This is a genomic window from Kitasatospora sp. HUAS MG31 (genome assembly GCF_040571325.1).
Lineage (GTDB): Bacteria > Actinomycetota > Actinomycetes > Streptomycetales > Streptomycetaceae > Kitasatospora > Kitasatospora camelliae.
Genome location: NZ_CP159872.1, coordinates 7,655,435 through 7,672,846 on the forward strand (window position 1 = coordinate 7,655,435; position 17,412 = coordinate 7,672,846).

General features: G+C 73.0%; 18 protein-coding genes. 7 read left to right on the forward strand and 11 right to left on the reverse strand.

Annotated features, from left to right (window positions below):
* Nucleotides 1–69: 69 nt before the first annotated feature.
* From ABWK59_RS34615 to ABWK59_RS34625, 3 genes are all read right to left on the reverse strand, one after another.
* Nucleotides 70–1,167 carry an alpha/beta hydrolase gene (locus ABWK59_RS34615; RefSeq protein WP_354644634.1) on the reverse strand — a complete coding sequence of 366 codons (1,098 nt, stop codon included), beginning with the start codon at nt 1,165–1,167 and terminating at the stop codon, nt 70–72.
* A 133-nt stretch (nt 1,168–1,300) separates the two neighbouring features.
* A complete protein-coding gene (locus ABWK59_RS34620; RefSeq protein ID WP_354644635.1) occupies nt 1,301–2,524 on the reverse strand; it encodes a serine hydrolase domain-containing protein in 1,224 nt (407 codons plus the stop codon).
* A 127-nt stretch (nt 2,525–2,651) separates the two neighbouring features.
* A complete protein-coding gene (locus ABWK59_RS34625) occupies nt 2,652–2,882 on the reverse strand; it encodes a hypothetical protein (protein WP_354644636.1) in 231 nt (76 codons plus the stop codon).
* Between the two features lie 339 nt (nt 2,883–3,221).
* Here ABWK59_RS34625 and ABWK59_RS34630 point away from each other — a divergent pair, with 339 nt between their 5' ends.
* Nucleotides 3,222–5,693 (forward strand): helix-turn-helix domain-containing protein, encoded by a 2,472-nt coding sequence (locus tag ABWK59_RS34630; protein ID WP_354644637.1) that lies wholly within the window; start codon nt 3,222–3,224, stop codon nt 5,691–5,693.
* Between the two features lie 33 nt (nt 5,694–5,726).
* Here ABWK59_RS34630 and ABWK59_RS34635 read toward each other — a convergent pair whose 3' ends face one another.
* Nucleotides 5,727–5,891 (reverse strand): hypothetical protein, encoded by a 165-nt coding sequence (locus ABWK59_RS34635; protein ID WP_354644638.1) that lies wholly within the window; start codon nt 5,889–5,891, stop codon nt 5,727–5,729.
* A gap of 25 nt (nt 5,892–5,916) precedes the next feature.
* On the opposite strand from ABWK59_RS34635, the gene ABWK59_RS34640 reads away from it, so the two are divergent.
* A complete protein-coding gene (locus tag ABWK59_RS34640; protein WP_354644639.1) occupies nt 5,917–6,090 on the forward strand; it encodes a hypothetical protein in 174 nt (57 codons plus the stop codon).
* A gap of 90 nt (nt 6,091–6,180) precedes the next feature.
* Here ABWK59_RS34640 and ABWK59_RS34645 read toward each other — a convergent pair whose 3' ends face one another.
* On the reverse strand, nt 6,181–7,458 hold the full coding sequence (locus tag ABWK59_RS34645) for an aminotransferase class I/II-fold pyridoxal phosphate-dependent enzyme (RefSeq protein ID WP_354644640.1): 1,278 nt from the start codon (nt 7,456–7,458) through the stop codon (nt 6,181–6,183).
* 408 nt (nt 7,459–7,866) lie between these two features.
* Here ABWK59_RS34645 and ABWK59_RS34650 point away from each other — a divergent pair, with 408 nt between their 5' ends.
* Nucleotides 7,867–8,649 (forward strand): ATP-grasp domain-containing protein, encoded by a 783-nt coding sequence (locus tag ABWK59_RS34650; protein WP_354644641.1) that lies wholly within the window; start codon nt 7,867–7,869, stop codon nt 8,647–8,649.
* 54 nt (nt 8,650–8,703) lie between these two features.
* Here the strand turns inward: ABWK59_RS34650 and ABWK59_RS34655 are convergent, their stop codons facing one another.
* Nucleotides 8,704–9,519 carry a LysR family transcriptional regulator gene (locus ABWK59_RS34655; RefSeq protein WP_354644642.1) on the reverse strand — a complete coding sequence of 272 codons (816 nt, stop codon included), beginning with the start codon at nt 9,517–9,519 and terminating at the stop codon, nt 8,704–8,706.
* Nucleotides 9,520–9,588: 69 nt separating this feature from the next.
* Here ABWK59_RS34655 and ABWK59_RS34660 point away from each other — a divergent pair, with 69 nt between their 5' ends.
* Nucleotides 9,589–10,302 carry an SDR family oxidoreductase gene (locus tag ABWK59_RS34660; RefSeq protein WP_354644643.1) on the forward strand — a complete coding sequence of 238 codons (714 nt, stop codon included), beginning with the start codon at nt 9,589–9,591 and terminating at the stop codon, nt 10,300–10,302.
* 182 nt (nt 10,303–10,484) lie between these two features.
* Here ABWK59_RS34660 and ABWK59_RS34665 read toward each other — a convergent pair whose 3' ends face one another.
* The gene (locus ABWK59_RS34665; RefSeq protein WP_354644644.1) at nt 10,485–10,616 is read right to left on the reverse strand and encodes a hypothetical protein; all 132 of its coding nucleotides are present in this window, start codon (nt 10,614–10,616) and stop codon (nt 10,485–10,487) included.
* Nucleotides 10,617–10,787: 171 nt separating this feature from the next.
* Here ABWK59_RS34665 and ABWK59_RS34670 point away from each other — a divergent pair, with 171 nt between their 5' ends.
* Nucleotides 10,788–11,201, forward strand: coding sequence for a hypothetical protein (locus ABWK59_RS34670; RefSeq protein WP_354644645.1), 414 nt, complete (start codon nt 10,788–10,790; stop codon nt 11,199–11,201).
* 257 nt (nt 11,202–11,458) lie between these two features.
* Nucleotides 11,459–11,908, forward strand: coding sequence for an SRPBCC family protein (locus ABWK59_RS34675; RefSeq protein ID WP_354644646.1), 450 nt, complete (start codon nt 11,459–11,461; stop codon nt 11,906–11,908).
* A gap of 71 nt (nt 11,909–11,979) precedes the next feature.
* Here the strand turns inward: ABWK59_RS34675 and ABWK59_RS34680 are convergent, their stop codons facing one another.
* Together ABWK59_RS34680 and ABWK59_RS34685 are read right to left on the reverse strand one after the other, a co-directional pair.
* Nucleotides 11,980–12,528, reverse strand: coding sequence for an NIPSNAP family protein (locus ABWK59_RS34680; RefSeq protein WP_354644647.1), 549 nt, complete (start codon nt 12,526–12,528; stop codon nt 11,980–11,982).
* Complete coding sequence (locus ABWK59_RS34685; RefSeq protein ID WP_354644648.1) at nt 12,525–13,007, reverse strand: hypothetical protein; 483 nt, start codon at nt 13,005–13,007, stop codon at nt 12,525–12,527. The genes ABWK59_RS34680 and ABWK59_RS34685 overlap by 4 nt, the downstream gene beginning before the upstream one ends.
* Nucleotides 13,008–13,063: 56 nt before the next feature.
* Here ABWK59_RS34685 and ABWK59_RS34690 point away from each other — a divergent pair, with 56 nt between their 5' ends.
* Nucleotides 13,064–13,993, forward strand: a complete 930-nt coding sequence (locus ABWK59_RS34690) for a helix-turn-helix transcriptional regulator (protein WP_354644649.1) — start codon at nt 13,064–13,066, stop codon at nt 13,991–13,993.
* Nucleotides 13,994–14,028: 35 nt separating this feature from the next.
* On the opposite strand, the gene ABWK59_RS34695 is transcribed toward ABWK59_RS34690, so the two are convergent.
* Nucleotides 14,029–16,713 carry a hypothetical protein gene (locus ABWK59_RS34695; protein ID WP_354644650.1) on the reverse strand — a complete coding sequence of 895 codons (2,685 nt, stop codon included), beginning with the start codon at nt 16,711–16,713 and terminating at the stop codon, nt 14,029–14,031.
* Nucleotides 16,714–16,726: 13 nt separating this feature from the next.
* Nucleotides 16,727–17,296, reverse strand: a complete 570-nt coding sequence (locus ABWK59_RS34700; RefSeq protein ID WP_354644651.1) for a hypothetical protein — start codon at nt 17,294–17,296, stop codon at nt 16,727–16,729.
* Between the last annotated feature and the right edge of the window lie 116 nt (nt 17,297–17,412).

Below are 17,412 nucleotides of genomic sequence, written 5' to 3' on the forward strand. Positions count from 1 at the left end.
GATGGCGGGACCCGGTGGGCAGCGTCGGTTGCGTCGGCCACGTCGGGTGCGTCGGCCTCCGTGGAGGGTTCAGCCCGCGTTGGCGAAGGAGGTCTCGAGCCGGCTGACGTAGTCGGCGAGCGCGGGCGCCCAGCAGCCGTAGTTGTGGCCGCCGTTGCAGGTGGGGGCCAGCGTCGAACCGTCGCCGTAGTCGACGAGGCGGGCCGGGAGTCCGAGCCGGTCCAGGCGGGTCTTGACCCGGTGGGCGGCTATCGCGGTGTAGCGGTCGATGATGTCGTGGTCACCGGTGTAGAGGGTGATCTCGGTTCCGGCGAGCTTGGAAAGGTTGGCCGTGGCGGCCGGGTTGACAGCGTTCCAGACGCGGTCCGCGTTGAACACCGGGTACGGGGATCCGAAGACCGCGTCGCTGTCGACGGTCGGCCCGTAGCCGGTGCACCGGCCGGTGCCGGACGGGGTGGAGGTGCTGGCCGCACACCACGCGCCCGTGAGGTTGAGTTCCGTGGCCAGGACCGCGCCGCGGATCTCCGCCATGCCGAAGTCGATGCCGCCGGACAGGGAGGCGACGTGACCGAACAGGTCGGGACGGGCCTGGGCGTAGTGCAGCGCGCCGGAGCCGCCCATCGACAGGCCGACGACGGCCCGGTGGCCCCGGTCCGCGATGGTGCGCAGGTTGGCGTCGATGAAGGGGACCACCTGGGTGAGGTGGAAGGTCTCCCAGTTCGCCGCGCCCACGGAGGTGTTCTGCATGACCCAGTCGGCGTACCAGCCCTTCAGGCCGCCGTCCGGCACCACGGTGATCATCGAGTCCGAGCGGAGTGCCGGGGCGGCCGCGGCGTCGTCCACGGTGCCGCCCCCGCCGTGCAGGAAGTACGCCACCGGCCACCGCTTCCCGGGGTCGTCCCCGTAGCCGCGGGGGAGGAAGACGCGGATCCTGTGCTGGCCGGACAGCTGCCGGGTGGTCACGGTGAACGTGAAGTCGGTGGGGGAGTGCACCTCGGTCGCGCCGGCGACCTGGGTCAGTCCGAACCCGTCGGACAGCACGGGAGGGGTGGAGCCCTCGGCGTGTGCGGCCGGCGTCGGGAGCGACGCGGCCACGGACACGGCCAGGGCCGCGGCCACGACGGCGGTCTTGGCGCGCAGGCGCCACGCGGGTGGCAGGGATGACATCAGTGATCCTCTCCGGGAGCGGGTGGCTCCCACGGTGTGAAGCAGGTCCGGCCCGTCGGGGCCGCCTGCGCCGGGGTGTCGACCGACGGAGGCGAAGGCCGCACCGGGCGCGGGGGAGTGGGTCCGGTCCGGGCTACAGCGCGCAGAAGGCGTCGATCGCGGCCTTGCCGGTGTCCTGCTGGCCCCGGGTGCCGCCGATCAGGTGGAACTCGGTGTTCGCGTACAGCACCTGCTTGGTGCCGTCCTCGCTGCTCAGCCAGTTGCTGAGGTAGCCGAGGACCGCGCCGGTGTGGCCCCATCCCGACCGCCCGCAGGGCAGCTGCAGGTGCTCGACGCCCAGCCCGTACGCGGCGGTGCCCGAAGCGTCCATGGGGACGGTGGTCTTGAGTTCGGCCATCTGCGCGGGGGCCAGGAGCCGTCCGGTCAGCAGGGCCCGGGAGAACGCGGAAAGGTCGTCCAGGGTCGACACCATGGCACCGGCGCTCCCGTAGGTCTGCACGTTGGAGACCGTGACGTCCTGCGTGTAGAAGGTCACCGGGTGCACGTAGCCGTGCAGGTAGTTGCCGTACAGGGCGGGATCGGCGGTGGGGAAGCTGGTGTCGCGCAGGCCGAGCGGTTCGATGATCCGCCGCTGGATCTCGGTCGCGGCGTCGGCGCCGGTGACGGCCTTGATCACCATGCCCGCCAGCACGTAGTTGGTGTTGGCGTAGCCGAACTTCTCGCCCGGCGCGGCGTCGGGTGCGTGCTGGGCCAGGGCGATGTCCACCAGGGTCTGCGGCGCCCAGGCCTGCCGCGGATTGTTGTTGAGGAGATACGGGACGGAGACCTGCGCGCTGCCCGCGTACTCGGGCAGGCCCGAAGTGTGGTTGAGCAGCTGACGGACCGTGATCCTCTGGCCGTCGTACCCGTTGGCGCTGACCGCTCCCGGCAGCCACCGGGCGACGGTGTCGTCCAGGGACAGCCGCTGCTCGGCCTCCAGCTGGAGCAGCACCGTGGAGGTGAACGCCTTGGTGTTGCTGCCGATCCGGAACTTCGCCTTCGGGTCGGCGGGCACCTTGGTGGAGAGGTTGCCGACACCCGCGTGCACGTACTGGGTGCCGTCGCCCTGGCGGACCAGGCCGATCACGCCCGGGTATCCGTCGGTGATTCCCTGGTTGGCCCCGGCCTGCAGGAGGCCGGCCGCGGTCGGGACGCCGGCGTTCGCCGGGCTGCCGAGGCCGACGCCGACCGACACGAGGCAGGCCGTCACGGCGGCGGACAGGAGCCACCGCCGCCTCGGCATCCGCGCCCGCCGCCCGGTGGCCGGGCCGTCGGTGTCCGTCGCGTGGGCGGTCTCGATCGCTTCGAGCGTGCTCATATCCGACTCCATGTCGTAGGTGTGGTCATCCCTCCGACCGCCTGTGGGCCGGGGGACTGAGGGACTGTGGGATCGCGGGATGGTGGGGTGCGGCCGGTGCGCCGGGCGAAGGCCGGCGGGCCCGCCTCTAGCGGCGGACCACGGCCGCGAGGATCAGCAGCAGGAGGACGATTCCGACGGCCAGCGCAGTACATCCGCCGCCGCCGTCCGGTCCCCTCCGTCTGGTCTCCACCTGGCCGCCCGGGGGAATCCCCGGGTGCTGCTTGGCGTAGTGCTCGACCTGCTGCTGCTCGCCCTGGGACTCGCCGAGCCATGCCGTCTTGAAGCCGCACTCGCCGCACCAGTAGCGGTAGACCATGTCGAGTCCCCATTCGTCGTCACAGGAAGGGCCGGGAGGAGGCGGCCGGTCGGGCCGGGTCGCGTCGCCCCGGACGTGTCGCCCCGGTCGTGGCGGCGGCCCGGATCCGTCGGTCCGCCGCGGTCGGTCGGACGCCCCCGTGCCCGTCCGACCGACCGCGGGCGCCCCCGCCTCCGGAAGTCCTGCGGAGGGCGCCGCCCGCTGCCGGTTGCCGGCCGGGCACCACCGATCATGGTGTTTGTGCTGATCACGTGACAGGACAGGGCACCGGCCATATATGACCGGCCGTCACGATAGGCTCACCGGCGACCGCGCTCGGTGGTCGACGGGGGTGGTGAAGTGACGGATCAGCTCGGCACGCTGCTGCGCCGGCTGCGGACTCAGTCGGGGCTCACACAGGAGCAGGTGGCGGAACGGTCCGGCGTCAGCGTCCGCACCATCCGCCGGCTGGAGACCGGCAAGTCCAGCGACACCCGCCTCGGGACGCTGAACCTGTTGGCGGACGCCCTGGACGTCGGCCAGGAGGACCGCCAGCGGCTGGCGGCCACGCTGGCGAAGGCGCCGACCGAACCCACTCCCGCGACACCCGAGTCGGCTCCCGTCGCACCCGAGCAGGACGCCGCTGCGCCCGCCCCGGTCGGTACACCACCTGCCCAGGTCGGTACGCCGCCCGTACACCCGCCCGCACGCCCGCCCGTACCGGCTCGCGCCGCGTCCCCGACGGGGGACGCCCTGGCCGCCGCCGCGGACGAGTTGGCGAAGGAGGTCAGGCGCCGTTGGCAGCGGGAGGAGGAGCAGCGCCGGGTCCACGATCCGTTTCCGCTGCCGGTGCGCTGGCGGGAGGCGCCCGAGTTCCTGACGGACCATGCGGAGAACATCCAGCGCCTCCCGCCCGGAGCGACCTCGCCCCGCATGGATCTGAGCGGGGACCTGCGGAGCGTGACCGAGGTGTACCGGCGGATATCGTCCGGGCGGCTGGTGATCCTCGGCCGCGCCGGGTCCGGCAAGTCCATCCTGACGATCAGGTTCGTCCTGGACTTCCTGGAGTCCCCGGTCTCGGACGACCGGGTGCCGGTGATCTTCAGCCTCGGATCCTGGGACCCGACGGCCACCACGCTGCGGGACTGGATGATCGACCTGCTGTTACGTGATCACCCGCATCTGACCAGCCGGGCCCCCGGCGGTTCGACCCTGGCCGCCGCCCTGGTCGACACCGACCTCATCCTGCCGGTCCTGGACGGGTTCGACGAGATCGCGGAAGGCCTGAGGCAAGCGGCCCTGGAGGCGCTCAACGCCAGCTCGCTGCCGCTGGTCATGACCAGCCGGCACGGCGAGTTCGCGGAGGCGGTCCACGCGGCGCGTTCCCCGCTGGTCTGGGCCGCCGGCATCGAGCTCGCCGACCTCACGCTCGACGACCTCGCGGCCTACCTGCCGCGGACCACCCGGCCGGTCGCCCGCGGCGACGGCGGGACCGGGGCGGTCTGGGGTCCGGTCCTGGAGGAGCTGCGGGCTCAGAACACCCGGGGGAGCGTGAACCTCGCCCGGGTCCTCGGGACCCCGCTGATGGTCATCCTGGCGCGGACCATGTACAGCGAGACCCCCGACCGCGACCCGGCGGAGCTGCTGGACACCGGGCGGTTCCCCGCCGAGAACACCCTCGAGGAACACCTGCTGGCGGGCTTCGTCCCGGCGGTCTACCGGCGACGCGTACCCGAGCGGGCCGTCGCAGGCCGCCGGGGGCGGGAGCGGAACTGGGACGCGGAGCGCGCGGAGCTCTGGCTCGGCTACCTCGCCCACCACCTGGCCCGACTCGACAACGACCAGCAGGACCTCGCCTGGTGGCAGTTCGGCGAATCGCTGCGCCGCTCGACCCGCGTCCTGGCCGTCGTGGTGACGTCCGCGCTGTGCGTCGCCGTGTCCGAGTGGCTGGTCGCCCTCGCCGTCGCCCAGCTCGGGCTCGGCGAGGCCCTCCTGCAGGGGGCCCTGATGGGGCCGGCCGCCGGCCTCGCCTTCGGATCCGTGTACGGGATCATGGCCGCGACCGGCGGCGGCGTCTTCGAGCCGGCCCACGTACGGCTCCGGCTGCCCGGCACCCACACCGGCATCGGCCGCAGACCGATCCACACCTTCGGCGCCAGGTTCGGTGCGGTCCTGCTGGGCGGATCCGTGATGGGGATCGGGTGTGCGTGCGCCCTCACCCTGGAGCGCCGGCTGTACAACGGGATCCCGCTCACGAACAGCGCGGTGATCGAGGGCACGCTCATCAACATGCTGGTCTTCGGTCTGATCTTCGGATCGGGCGCCGGGCTGGTCTTCGGGATCCTCGCCGCACTCGAAGCCCCCCTGGACGTCGCCTCGGCGGCCACCCCGGTCACGCTGCTGTCCTCGAACCGGGTGGAGGTACGCCGGCAGGTCCTCGTCCTGGTCCCGATGCTCACCCTCGCGATCGCCCTCGGCGGCGACCTGGTCGTCGACCTCCTCCAGGGGCCGCTCGGGCCGATGAACTGGCAGCTGTCGGACGGGGTCTTCATCGGAGCCATCGCCGGGCTCGGCGGGACGCTCTCCTACGCACTCTCCTTCACCGCCTGGGGGCAGTGGGTGGTCCTGTCCCGGATCTGGCTGCCCCTGACCGGCAAGCTCCCCTGGGACACCGCCGCCTTCCTCGACGACGCCTACCACCGCGGAGTCCTCCGCCAGACGGGAGCGGTCTACCAGTTCCGCCACGTCCGGCTCCAACACCACCTCGGCCGCTCGTTCCGCCGACAGCAGGCCCACTACGCACCGGCCCGCCTGGACCGCCGCAGGACGTAGCCCCCACGCGACCGGGACGCTCTCCCCGGCGGTTCACATGAACTGCGGGTGGCCCGGCGGCCACGGGTAGCCCAGTCGCTCGGCGTCATGCGAACCTCCCCACACCTCGGCGACGGCACGGGGATCGCCCGCGGTCAGCCGCGCCTCAAGGTGCTCGGCCTGGTCCGACGGGTCGTCTGCCGAGATCGGGAGGGTCATCCCGAACTGGAGCCAGGGCAGATCGGTGTCGGCCCGGTCGGGTGGATGCCTCAGGCACCACGTCGACCACGCCCACCGCCACGGCGTCCGGTACATCGGCGAGCCCGGCGGATCGCTCGGGTCCGGCGAGGTCGAGGACGCCTGCCGCGAACACGGCATCACCCTCACCCGCACCGGCCTCAGGCTCTTCCACCACTGACCGGGCCCGGGACGAACCCCGGTGGGCGCCGACCCGTCACCGTGGTGGGCCGGCGCCCTGCCGGGAGTTCCCCGGTGTGGCCGCCCAGGATCAGCCGGCGGCGCGCTCGGCGGCGGCGAGGCGGACGCAGACGGCCACGCCCTGCATGGCGGTGCGGACCTCGTCGACCGTCGGGAAGGACGGGGCGAGCCGGATCTGGCTGTCCCGCGGGTCGCGGCCGCCGGGGAAGGCGGCGCCCGCCGGGGTCAGCGCGATGCCGGCCTCCTTGGCCAGCCGCACGACCTCGGACGCGCAGCCCTCCGGTACCTGAAGGCTGACGAAGTAGCCGCCGCTCGGACGCGTCCAGGTGGCGATGCCGCCGAGCTCGCGCTCCAGCACCTCGTACACCGCGGCGAAGCGCGGCTCCAGCAGCGCCCGGTGGCGCTCCATGTGGGTCTCGACCGCGGCCGCGTCCTGGAAGAAACGGGCGTGGCGCAGCTGGTTCAGCTTGTCCGGGCCGATGGTCTGCGCGGCGGCGAGACCCGCGTACCAGGCCATGTTGGCGGGCGAGGAGCCGAAGAAGGCCACGCCGGCGCCGGCGGCGGTGATCTTCGACGTGGAGCCGAAGACGAAGGCGCGGTCCGGGTGGCCGGCGTCGGCGCAGGCGGCCAGGATCGGCAGGACCTCGGTGGGCTCGGCGGTGAGGTGGTGGACGGCGTACGCGTTGTCCCAGAACAGGCGGAAGTCGGGCGCGGCCGCCGGCATGGCGGCGAGGCGGCGTACCGTCTCGTCGCTGTAGCTCTCGCCGGTCGGGTTGCTGTACTTGGGCACGCACCACATGCCCTTGATCCGCGGGTCGGCGGCGACGAGCTCCTCGACGACGTCCATGTCGGGGCCCTCGCCGGTCAGCGGGACGGGCACCATGGTGATGCCGAAGCGGTCGCAGATCGTGAAGTGCCGGTCGTAGCCGGGGACCGGGCACAGGAAGCGGATCTCCGCCTCGTCCGCCCAGCGCCGCTCGGCGCCCGGCAGGACCGAGAGCATGGCGTGCGCGACCATGTCGTGCATCACGGTGAGGCTGGCGTTGCCGCAGGCGAACAGCTGCTCGGCCGGGACCTGCAGCAGCTCGGCGAAGACCGCGCGGAGCTCGGGGAGGCCCTGCAGGCCGCCGTAGTTGCGGCAGTCGGTGCCGTCCGCCGCCTTGACGTCGCCCGGCTGCAGGATCGTCAGGAGCGCGTCCGAGAGGTCCAGCTGCTCGGACGAGGGCTTGCCCCGGGTGAGGTCGAGCTTGAGGCCGCCGGCGCGGAGCTCCTCGTAGGCGGCGCGGGCGGCGGCGAGATCCGCCGCCTGCTCCGGCCGGACCGACGGTGACGTGGACGGCTGTGACACGGGGTTCCCCTCCGGGGTGGCTGCGGTTGGACCGGGGACTGCTGCGCCGCCCAATCTACCAACGCACCCGCGTCCGCCGGCCCGGCGCCACCTGCCGGGACCACCGGCCGGGACCAGCTGTTCTGGTGCGTCGATCCCGCAACGGCGCAGGGCTCACGCCGGACCGGAGCAGGCGCATCGCCGAGCTGATCGTGTCGTCCGGCGGGCGGAGGAGCCTCAAGCGGTCCGGCCCGCACGCGCTCCCGGGCAACGACGCCCGTACCGCCGCGCAACGCTCGGTGAACCACTTCGGTGGGCCCCCGGCCGCCGGCGGGTCTGCCGGCGCGGTGAAGGCGTGGCCGGGAACTCGGCTGCGGTGGTGCCACGACGAGGCTAGCCTGGCGGCTTTGTGGTTCGAGGGGGGTTGCGATGCTGGTCATGCCCGGGCGGCGGACGTCGACGATGGAGCTGTTGGCCGCGGAGGCGGCGGGGCGGGGGATGGCGGTCCGGGCTGCGGAGGAGCTCGGACCGGTGACGGGCCCGGCGCACTGGTACGGCGGGCCGCTCGCGGGAGCGCGGTTGGCCGATCGGTGCGGGTTCGCGCTGCTGGAACCGGTGGACGACTGGCTCGCCGAGCTGCCGCCGGAGTTCACCGGTCGGCAGGTCCGGATGGGGACCGTCACGGACGCGTGGGCCCTCGACGGACCGGCGTTCGTCAAGCCGCCGCGGGACAAGTCCTTCCCGGCGAGCGTGTACAGCGACGGTTCGCAGCTGCCCGCCGGCCTGGATCCGACGACACCGGTGCTGCTCTCGGAGGTGGTGACCTTCGCGGCCGAGTACCGGCTGTTCCTCCTGGACGGACGGATCGCGGCGGCGAGCCGGTACGCGGTCTTCGGCCGGCTCGACCCGTGCCCGCTGCCCGTGGACGGGCCCGGGCACGCGGACGGGGCCCTCCACGCGGAGATCGCCGAGTTCGTCGACCGGCTGATCGCCGTGGCCGGGCACACCCTGCCCAGCGCCGTGGTCGTGGACGTCGGGCAGCTGCTCGATCCGTACCGCGAGGGGCACCGCTGGGCCGTGGTGGAGGCCAACATGGCGTGGTTCTCGCACGCGTACGCCTCAGACCCGGCCCGGGTGCTGGACGTGGTGCTGCGGGCGGCGGGACCGCGTGAGCGGGTACGGCCGGGCGATCTGGCGTTCGTGCGGCACTGACGGCCCCGCCGCCCCGGGTTCCGGCGCGACCGGGCGGAGGGGGTGGTGGCCCGGTCAGGGGGAGGTCCGGCGCAGGACGGCCGTGGCGACGTCCAGGAAGCTCGCCGCGAGGCCGGTGCAGCTGCCCTCCGGCACCGCCAGGCAGGTCTCCACGGGCGGGTGGTCGGTGACCGGCAGGTAGACCAGTTCGGGGCGGACGTACGAGCCGGCGACGCTGAGCGGGACGAGGGCGACGCCGTGCCCGGAGGCGATGAGCTCGAACTTCTCCTCCAGGGAGGAGGTCCGCCGCTGCTTGGCGTCGAGCACCGGCTCGCCGTCCAGGTCGGCCGAGGTGAGGCTGCGGCGTGCGGCCAGCCGGTGTGTGGCGGGCAGGCAGGCGACCTTGGTCTCGTGCCCGATCGGGACGGTCCGCAGCCCGGTGTCGTCGAACGGGCGCCGCAGGTACCCGACCTGCGCGCGGCCGTCGCGCAGCGGGGCGTCCCGCTCCGACCAGGGGAGCGGGAGGACGTCGATCCCGACGTCCGGGTGGTGTGCCGTGAACTCCCGGATCGCCTCCGCCACCCGCAGGCCGGCCGAGAACGCGACGGCCAGCCGCCGTTCGCCCCGCGCGGCCTCCTGGACGCGCCGCAGGGCGGTGTCGACCGTCGCCGTGATCCGCTTCGCCTCCTTCTGCAACTGCCGCCCGGCCGCCGTGAGTTCGACTCGCCGCGTGGTCCGGGTGAACAGCGGGTACCCCAACTCCTCCTCCAACGACCGGATCTGCCGGCTGAGGACGGGCTGCGCGATGTACAGCTCCTGGGCCGCCCGGCCGAACCCGAGGTGCTCCGCGACCGCGACGAAGTAGCGGAGTTTGCGCAGGTCCAGATCCATACCCGCACGGTATCAGCGGTCTTGAAAGGGTATTGGACCAACCGTCCCGGCCGCTCGGAGACTTGAGCCATGACCGACACTTCGAAGACGACCGAATCCCGCCGTACCGCCCTGATCGTCGGTGCCTCCCGCACCCTCGGTCTGGGGATCGCCGCCGAGTACCTCCGCCGGGGCTGGGAGGTCATCGGCACCGTCCGCGGGACTCACCGCACCGGCCTCCACGACCTGGCGGAGGAGGCCGGCGGACGGCTCACCGTGGAATCGCTGGAGATGACCGACCCGGCGCAGCTCACGGCCCTGCGGGACCGGCTGGCCGGCCGCACCCTCGACCTGCTCTTCGTGAACGCCGCCGTGACGCGCGGCGACCTGCCGATCGGCGAGGTGCCGACCGAGGTGTTCACCGAGGTCATGGTCACCAACGCGCTCAGCCCGATGCGCGTCGTGGACGTCCTCGGCCCGCTCGTCCCGCCGACCGGGACCATCGGCGTGATGTCCTCCGACCAGGGCAGCGTCTCGCTGAACACCGAGGGCGGACAGGACCTGTACCGGGCCAGCAAGTCCGCGCTGAACCAGCTGATGCGGTGCCACGCCGCCCGCACCACCGGTGACCCCAGGACGCTCCTCCTGATGGACCCGGGCTGGGTGCGCACCGAGCTCGGCGGGCCCGACGCCGAACTCAGCGTGGAGGAGAGCGTGCCCGGCGTCGTGGAGACGATCGAGCGCCACCACGGCACCTCCGGTCTCCACTTCCTCGACCACCGCGGCGAGGTCGTCCCCTGGTAGCCGGGAGGCTCGAACGCGCAGCCGTCCCGACCGGCGCGAAGCAGGCCGAGCAGCGGAGCAAGCCCGTGCCCTTGCCGGGCTCGTCGGCCCGCCGCCCGCTCCCTGCTCGCTCGCTGGGCCGAACTCGTCACCACCGCCCTCGACCGACCTGCGGGGGCTCGCACCGCTGCTCCTGGGCCGGGTCAGCCCCGCGCCTCACCGGAAGAGCGCCTGGCCAGCCTCGACCGGCCGCCGTCGACGGCCACATAGAAGAGGCCGAGCGATTCGGTGGCTTCGTCCTGCGGGCCCTCGGGCAGATCGACCTCGTGCAGCACCCTGCCCTCCGAGACGCGTACGCCGCCGGTCGACGGGGCGTCCGCATCCACGGTCCCGGGCTCGGGGGCGGCGGCCGCGGCGATGATGTGGCCCTGTTCGTCCGCACCCGCGCAGATGCGGGACGCCGCACCCCGGCAGACCCTGAAAGGGACTGACCACGGAGGCACACCATGACCGGCGAGCACACCCGCGGGCCGAGCGCGATCGTCCACATGTCCATCGCCGGCGAGCCGACCGCAGCCCAGGTCGTCGCGGACACAGTGGGCCAAACGTTCAAGCTGACCACCGCCCCGGCCCCCGTCACCGCCGGCGACTACGCGGCGCAGTCGCAGACCGCCGACGCGACGCGCACCAGGTGGCAGGTCGACACCTCCGCACCGATCGCAGGGGCCGCCACGCAGCCGGTCGCCCCCGCACCCCAGGGGACCGGCTCCGTGCGCGTGGAGCTCGGCGGAAGGCCGGACGCGGTGGCCAAGGTCGCGAACCTGATCCGCGGGTGTTTCCGGGCCGGGCCGGAGACGGGGTTCTCGCGGGCGTTCGAGGTCTGGCCGGAAGACCGGCTGAAGGACGATGCCGCGGAGTAACGCGCCGAGCCCCCCGTGGCGGGGCTCTTCACGCCCGGCAGGTGGGCCGCGACGGCGTGCCACCGGTCGGCGCAGTCTTCGGTTCACCCCGGCACCCCGTGCAGCCGTCGGGCGCCGGCGTCACCCCGGGCGTCCGGCCCCGGCCGTCCGACCTGGCAGACTGCCCCCACCACGGGAGAGCCGCAGCAGTCGTGCCGTTCGGAGGCGTCTCGCCCAGGGCGGCGATTCCGAACGGCCGACGCGCCCGGAGGCCACCGATGCCCCGCTTCGAGATCACCACGGTTCTCCCCGTGCCCGCGCAGCAGGTGTTCGAGGCGTGCCTCGACGTGGAGGCGCACACCCGGTCGATGGCCGCGTCCTCGGAGCGGGCGGTCGCCGGCACCACCCACGGCCACCTCACCCTCGGCGACACCGTGACATTCCGGGCCCGCCACTTCGGTCTGACCTGGCGGCTCACCGCCCGCATCACGGCCTACGACCCGCCGCGCTCCTTCGTCGACGAGCAGGAACGCGGACCGTTCAACCGATGGCGGCACGCCCACTCCTTCGAGCCCGACGGCACCGGCGGGACCGTCATGACGGACGTCATCGACTTCGCCGCCCCGCTCGGGATCCTCGGCCGCATCGCCGACCGGACGGTCCTCGGCTGGTACATGGCCCGCCTGATCCGCCGCCGCAACGCCTACCTCGCCGACACCCTGCGCTGAGCCGGCCGCGGCGGGTCGGCCGGCATTCGATCGCAGCCCACCCCGCGGCGGCACGGGTCAGGTCGTCACGGTCAACCCGTCACGGGCTCCAGCCGCAGCCGCCGGACCGGCCAGGGTGGTGCCTCGGCCGGTCCGAACCAGAGCCGCACGTCGATCCCGGTGCGGACGGGCAGGCGGGGGTAGTCGTTCTCGGCGTGCTCGGTGCGGTGCAGGGCATGGCGCGGGCCCAGGTGCCGGGCGGCGTACGCGTCGAACGTGGCGGCGTCCGTCGGCTCGCAGATCGCCGCGACCACCTCGCGGGTGCCCGGCTCCGGCCGGAAGCCCGGACCGCGGAGCAGCAGGACGTCGTCGCTGTCGATCATGGTGGCGTTGGCCGCCTCGCGGTGCTCCCGCCAGACCGGGCCGGTGTAGAACGCCTCCAGGGCGCGCCGGCGGTGTGTCATGTCGGGGAACGCGCGCAGCCAGACGAAGCGGTCCGGGTCGTCGAGGTCGCGGAACCGGCCGCCGACGGTGATGCCGACCGCCTGCTGGCCGGTCACGAACTCGCGCTCGAACAGCTCGACCAGCGTCTCCCGGGCGCCGGGATGCAGGATGTACCGGCGGAGTTCGACGATGCTCATGAGCCGACCGATCCGGTGCGGGTGAGGTCCATGATCCAGTTGAGCTCCCAGGTGCGGCCGCCGTCGCCGGAGAACTCCTGCTCCCAGCGGGCGGCGTCCGGGCCGAGGCGGTACCAGGTGAAGTGCACCCGGATCGGGCGGCCGTCGTAGCTGTCCTCGCCGTGGAAGTCGCCGCGGTCGCCCGTGAAGCCGCCGATCACCGGGGGATCCAGCCGGCCGGTCCGGCTGTCCGACCAGTGGATCGACCAGCGGCGCGTCTCGCGGTCGAACAGCCGCAGGGTCACGCCCTGGCGGCCGAGGGTGGGGAAGGTGATCTCGTCGATGTTCCCGGCGCCGCCGAACAGCGGCCGGATCACCGCGTGACCCGGGAACTCCTCCCAGGTGCCGGTGCCCGGGCCGCCGAGCGGGGCGGTGAGCGGGGCGGTGAGGCGCCGATTGGCCACGTTCCATGACCCGTGCAGGAAGTCGAAGTCGTCCATGCGTCGCAGGTTAGGAGCACTTCACTGACATCCACTGTCAGTGGATACTGGCGGGCATGCGCGCGAGTCGGCTGGTCACCCTGCTCCTGCTGCTCCAGAACCGGGGCCGGATGACGGCCCGGCAGCTGGCCGAGGAGCTGGAGGTCTCCGTCCGCACGGTCTACCGGGACGTCGAGGCGCTCGGCGCCGCCGGCATCCCGCTGTACGGCGAGGCCGGGCACGCGGGCGGCTACCGACTGGTCGACGGCTACCGGACCCGCCTCACCGGACTGACCGCGGAGGAGGCGCAGGCCGCGTTCCTCGCCGCCCTCCCCGGCACCGCCGCCGAACTCGGCCTCGGCGAGGCGCTCGCCGCCGCCCAACTCAAGCTGCGGGCCGCCCTTCCGGCGGAGCTGCGCGAGCACGCCGGACGGATCCAGGAACGCTTCCTGCTCGACGCCCCCGGCTGGTACGGCGACGCCGAGCACACGCCCCACCTGGCCGCGGTCGCCGGCGCGGTGTGGGCACGGCTGGCGGTGGTCCTGCGCTACCGGCGGTGGCGGGCACCCGAGGAGATCGAGCGGCGGGTGGAACCCTACGGGCTCGTCCTCAAGGCCGGCCGCTGGTACCTGGTCGCCGGCGGACCGTCCGGAATCCGCACCTACCGGGTCGACCAGATCATCGAACTCCACGCCCTGGGGGAAGAGTTCGCCATCCCCGGCGGGTTCGACCTGGCCGCGCACTGGGACGGCTACCTGGCCGACTTCCGATCCAGGCTGCACACCGGGGAGGCCCTGGTACGGCTCACCCCGGAGGGCGCCCGCCGCATCGGCGTGACACCCGCGGGTGACGGATGGACGGAGACCCGGGTGCCCATCGAATCGATCGACCACGCCCACGGCGAGTTCCTGCGCCTGGGCACCGACATCGAGGTCCTGGCACCGGCCGAACTCCGTGACCGCATCGCCGACACGGTGGCGATCCTGGCGACCCGCTACGCGGGGTGACTGCGTACCTCACGGCCTGGCCTTCTGCGGAGGGCTCACCCTCCCTCGCCCAGGAGCCGCCTGGCCCGGGGCTTCCAGAGCCAGGCCGCGGTGTGGTCGGCGGTTCGTAGGACCAGACGCCAGGCCCGTACCGCGTCGGCGTCCCGTCCTGCGGCGGACAGGGCACGTCCGAAGTCCAGCAGGTCGCGGGCGACGTCCTCGCGGGCCGGCGGCTCCTCCGCGTCGAGCACACCCCTGCCCAGGATCGCCTCGTAGTGCTCGCAGGCGGCGGTCGCCTCGTCCCCGCCGCGCAACAGCGCCAGGCGGGCGTTCCACCGCTGCCGCCACAGCGGATTCTGGGCCTGCTGCACCCAGGGGTCGGTGTCCAGGACGTGCCACTCCTGTTCCGCCAGCTCCAGGTCGCCCTCCAGCACGCCGAGTTCGAAGAGATGGCCGTGGCAGTTCATCCGGAACCGCTCGGCCAGGGAGCCGGGAGGCCGGGGCACGGCCTCGAAGAAGGCAGCCGCCTCGCGCAGTTCACGCTCCAGGTCGGCCGCGCTCAGCCATGTCCCGTGGTACGCGAACACGGCGGCGAGGACCCGTGACGCCCACGCCGACACCTCGTTGCCTCCCTGCTGGGCGGCGCGAACGCTGCGCAGCATCAGTTCGTGGGCCGCTCCGACCTCCCCTCGCAGATAGGCCGCATAGCCGCGGTCGTACAGGGCGGTGGAGCGCTGGGTGGCGGTCGCCGCATCGTTGTCGGCCAGATCCGCCAGCAGGACCTCGGCTTCTCCGACGGCTCCGCTGCGACGCAGCCGGCCCGCCTCGGTGCGCAGGAACTCCACGTGCACATGCGGGCGCCGCGGCCCGGGAACGTGCGCGGAGAGGAAATCCGGGTCGATCGCGGACGCGAGCACCGCGGCGTAGAACTCGTCCGCGTCGTTCCGGTAGGCGAGTGCGGCGTACAGCACGTCGGCCCCCAGGGGTCCGGGAACGTCCTGCGCCTCGGCTCGGGCCGCGTGGGAGGCGACCGCCCGCGCCACTCGGGAGGCCATCTCGGGGTCGACGGCGGTCAGCGCACGGTAGGCCGAGAGGCAGTCGCCGAGCAGGGCGAGCGGCCCCAGCCGGGCGGCCCGGGTGTCGGCGTACCCGGGGTCCTCGACGACGGCTACCAGGGTGCGGGCGCACCGGGCCAGGCCCTGGCCTCCCGAGGCGCCGGTGCTGCCCTCCACCAGGGCCGAGACGAGGTGACCCAGGACATGGGCAAGGGCGTAATCGTCCTCGCAGTCCGTCCAGTTGCCACCATGGCTGTCCAGGATCCGGTCGGCGATGCGCAGGTTGTGAACCATGGGATCAACGAAATACCACCATCGGTCGTCGTCGCCATCGGATTCCGGATCTGTCAGGAACTGAGCGACGGAGGCGTGGATCAGGTGCCATCCACCGTCGTCGGCAGGCTCTCTCACGATGAGCTGGCGGAGCTCGTGCAGCGCCTCCCGTGCCTCGTTGCGACGGGCGGTGAGGCCGGACCAGTAGAGCAACCTCGGCGTCGGCAGCGGAGCGCGGGAGACGCTGAGCGTCGCCAGCAGGGGGTACAGGACCTCACGCCACTGCCGGTCCTCCGCGCGCCGGCGGATCAGCCGGAGCAGCAGCTCGTACAGGCCGTCGAGGTCCCGGGGCAGCGTGTGGAAGTCGGCCAGGTGCCGGAGGGAGGCGGGGTTGTCATCCTCCACGGCGTTGCGGATCGCCCGCACCCAGGAGACGACGAAGAGGAAGTTGCCCTCGGCCCGCCCGGCCGCGGTGTGGACGGCGTGACGCAGGTTCAGCCCGTGGAGGCGCAGTGCGGCGGCGAGTTCCGTGTCCCCGGCGACGGCATCCGCATAGGAACGGACGTCCCTCAGGGCCTCGGTCGCGCCCGGATCGAGTCGGATCTCGTGCAGTCGACCCTCGTGGCGCAACGCGATCGTGCGGAGCTGGGCGTGCGGCCTGCTGGTCACCAGGATGCGGACGTTGTCCGGCAGGGTGGGGCAGTCGGCCAGCCAGTCGGCGACGGTGCGATCCAGGGAGCCGGGCACGTTCAGCTCGTCGAGGGCATCGATGATCACGACGATCCTGGCGTCCGGGTCCAGCTCCAGCAACCTCCGGGCGGGATCGAAGAGCGCCAGCTGCTGCAGCTGCTCCGGGACGATCATCTCGGCATCGGCGACCACCTCGTCGGCGTCGATCCCCGTGACCTCACCCCTGACCCTCTCCACCCGCTGGGTGATCCGCACGGCGACCGTCTTCTTGAAGGGGTTCGCGATCAGCCGCCGGGCACGCAGTGCGACATGGCCGCCGCCCTCGGCCACCTCTCCGATGTGCGTCTCGATCTCGATCAGCGGCTGGGCGTCGGCGAAGAGGTCGGGCCGGAGCGCGGCGAGCTGCCGGCCGAGGGAGGTCAGCAGATCGGTGATGCCACCGCTGCGGTGCCGGGTGCGGCTGTCGACCCGGATGAAGTACCGCGGCGACACGTCGTGCCGCTTGGTCATCCAGGCGGCCAACGCGGACTTGCCCACGCCGGCGGCGCCGGTGACCAGGACGAGACGGCAGGGCGACGGTCCGAAGTGCGCCTCGATCTGCTCCGCCAGCCAGATCCTCCGGATGAACGGCTCATCGAGATACCGGCTGATCAGGGCCGTACTGAACAGGTCAGCCGACACCGGGTCCGCCGGTCCGCCTGCCCGCTGCGGCGGTACGGTCACCCGTCTCTCCTCGTCAGGTGCCAATGTCCTCGGCCCTGACGCCCGTGACCTCGCCGCCCGGCTCGACCCGCTCGCTGTGCACCTTGACCCTGAACTGGCCGCCGCTGATCCGGCCCGCCTCGACCGCCGTGACCTTTCCGGCGATCTCCGCGATGTCGATGAAGGCATCCACCCGGGTGCCGGAGACGTCGCGCTCGCCGGCCTCGGTGGCGAAGGTGATGCGCTGGCCGTAGACCGCCTCGAGTACCTGCCTGAGCTGGCGGACGAGGCGGAGCAGATCGGCGTCGCCGGGCCGGATGGACTCCGGGGCGTCGATGTACGGGAAGAGCTCGGCACGCAGGGCCCGCAGCGCGGGGGCGGCCTCCGCAAGGGCGGCCTCGTCCGGCGACCGGGTGTCGATGGAGCCGGTGAACGCCTCCGGGGGGAGCTGGACGACGCCGCCGGCTGACTCCTCGGCAGAAGCCTCCGCCGCCGCCCGATCGCGCCTGCGCCGGTCGAGGAGCGACCTGGCCTGGTCGAACAGGAACCTCACGCCCTCGCTGAGTGCGCTGGTGCTGAGAACGGCCAGCGGGTCCACGTCCATACCGCCTTCTCCCGGGACAGAGCGCTCACGAACGGTCGCGCCCAACGTAGGTGCGCACAGGGGACGTTACCTGCGTACGGCATGCAGTGGGGTTGATATGCCGAAGCTTCGCGGGG

Excerpts from the sequence above, each read along its gene's own strand:
- ABWK59_RS34675 (WP_354644646.1), top strand. The coding sequence starts at position 11,459 with ATGCCCCGCTTCGAGATCACCACGGTTCTCCCCGTGCCCGCGCAGCAG.
- ABWK59_RS34680 (WP_354644647.1), bottom strand. The coding sequence starts at position 12,528 with ATGAGCATCGTCGAACTCCGCCGGTACATCCTGCATCCCGGCGCCCGG.
- ABWK59_RS34635 (WP_354644638.1), bottom strand. The coding sequence starts at position 5,891 with ATGACCCTCCCGATCTCGGCAGACGACCCGTCGGACCAGGCCGAGCAC.
- ABWK59_RS34650 (WP_354644641.1), top strand. The coding sequence starts at position 7,867 with ATGCTGGTCATGCCCGGGCGGCGGACGTCGACGATGGAGCTGTTGGCC.
- ABWK59_RS34670 (WP_354644645.1), top strand. The coding sequence starts at position 10,788 with ATGACCGGCGAGCACACCCGCGGGCCGAGCGCGATCGTCCACATGTCC.
- ABWK59_RS34625 (WP_354644636.1), bottom strand. The coding sequence starts at position 2,882 with ATGGTCTACCGCTACTGGTGCGGCGAGTGCGGCTTCAAGACGGCATGG.
- ABWK59_RS34690 (WP_354644649.1), top strand. The coding sequence starts at position 13,064 with ATGCGCGCGAGTCGGCTGGTCACCCTGCTCCTGCTGCTCCAGAACCGG.
- ABWK59_RS34685 (WP_354644648.1), bottom strand. The coding sequence starts at position 13,007 with ATGGACGACTTCGACTTCCTGCACGGGTCATGGAACGTGGCCAATCGG.
- ABWK59_RS34620 (WP_354644635.1), bottom strand. The coding sequence starts at position 2,524 with ATGAGCACGCTCGAAGCGATCGAGACCGCCCACGCGACGGACACCGAC.
- ABWK59_RS34615 (WP_354644634.1), bottom strand. The coding sequence starts at position 1,167 with ATGTCATCCCTGCCACCCGCGTGGCGCCTGCGCGCCAAGACCGCCGTC.
- ABWK59_RS34660 (WP_354644643.1), top strand. The coding sequence starts at position 9,589 with ATGACCGACACTTCGAAGACGACCGAATCCCGCCGTACCGCCCTGATC.
- ABWK59_RS34700 (WP_354644651.1), bottom strand. The coding sequence starts at position 17,296 with ATGGACGTGGACCCGCTGGCCGTTCTCAGCACCAGCGCACTCAGCGAG.
- ABWK59_RS34655 (WP_354644642.1), bottom strand. The coding sequence starts at position 9,519 with ATGGATCTGGACCTGCGCAAACTCCGCTACTTCGTCGCGGTCGCGGAG.